This is a genomic window from Ralstonia sp. TCR112 (assembly GCF_007997035.1).
Lineage (GTDB): Bacteria > Pseudomonadota > Gammaproteobacteria > Burkholderiales > Burkholderiaceae > Ralstonia > Ralstonia edaphi.
Map to the genome: position 1 here is coordinate 1 of NZ_VOSS01000154.1, position 866 is coordinate 866.

An 866-nucleotide genomic window follows, 5' to 3' on the forward strand; every position below is an offset into this window, starting at 1 on the left:
GGCGCTGCCAAGGACGGGCTCTCCACCGAAAAGGCCGATGAAATCTTCGACCTGATGGAGAAGTTCGCGGGCTACGGCTTCAACAAGTCGCACGCGGCCGCGTATGCGCTGCTGGCGTATTACACGGCGTGGCTCAAGGCGCATCACCCGGCCGAATTCATGGCAGCCAACATGTCGCTCGCCATGGACGACACCGACAAGGTGAAGATCCTTTACGACGATGCCCGAGGCAAGAACGGCCTGACCATCCTGCCGCCCGATATCAACGCCAGCCAGTATCGTTTTGCACCGACCGACGCCAAGACCATCCGCTACGGCCTGGGAGGCGTGAAAGGCAGCGGCCAGGGCGCCATCGAAGACATCCTGCGTGCACGCGAAGACGGCCCCTTCAAGGACTTGTTCGACTTCTGCGAACGCGTCGACCGCCGCCAGGTCAATCGCCGCACGATCGAAGCGCTGGTGCGCGCCGGCGCTTCGACAGCCTCAACGCCAACCGCGCGCAGCTGCTCGCGTCGATCGGCCTGGCCATGGAAGCCGCCGAGCAGAAGGCGGCGGCTGCCAACCAGGTGTCGCTGTTCGATCTGATGAGCGGTGACGATGCCGAGCAGCATCGCCCCGAACTCGTCGATGAGCCGGCCTGGTCTACCAAGCGCAAGCTGCAGGAAGAAAAGCAGGCGCTGGGTTTCTATCTCTCTGGCCACTTGTTCGATGAATACCGCGACGAAGTGCGCCGCTTTGCGCGTACGACGCTGGCCGATCTGGCTCGCGAAGTGACCGACAAGGGCAACGGCGGCGGCTACGGCAACCGCGATGCACGTAACAAAACGGTGGCCGGCGTGATTGTCGGGCAGCGTACGCAGATGACG

The 866-nt window shown here is 63.4% G+C and carries 1 pseudogene; it reads left to right on the forward strand.

Going from position 1 to position 866, the window contains the following annotated elements:
• Nucleotides 1–866: pseudogene (gene dnaE / locus FUT88_RS24680) on the forward strand (DNA polymerase III subunit alpha); the annotation flags it as partial.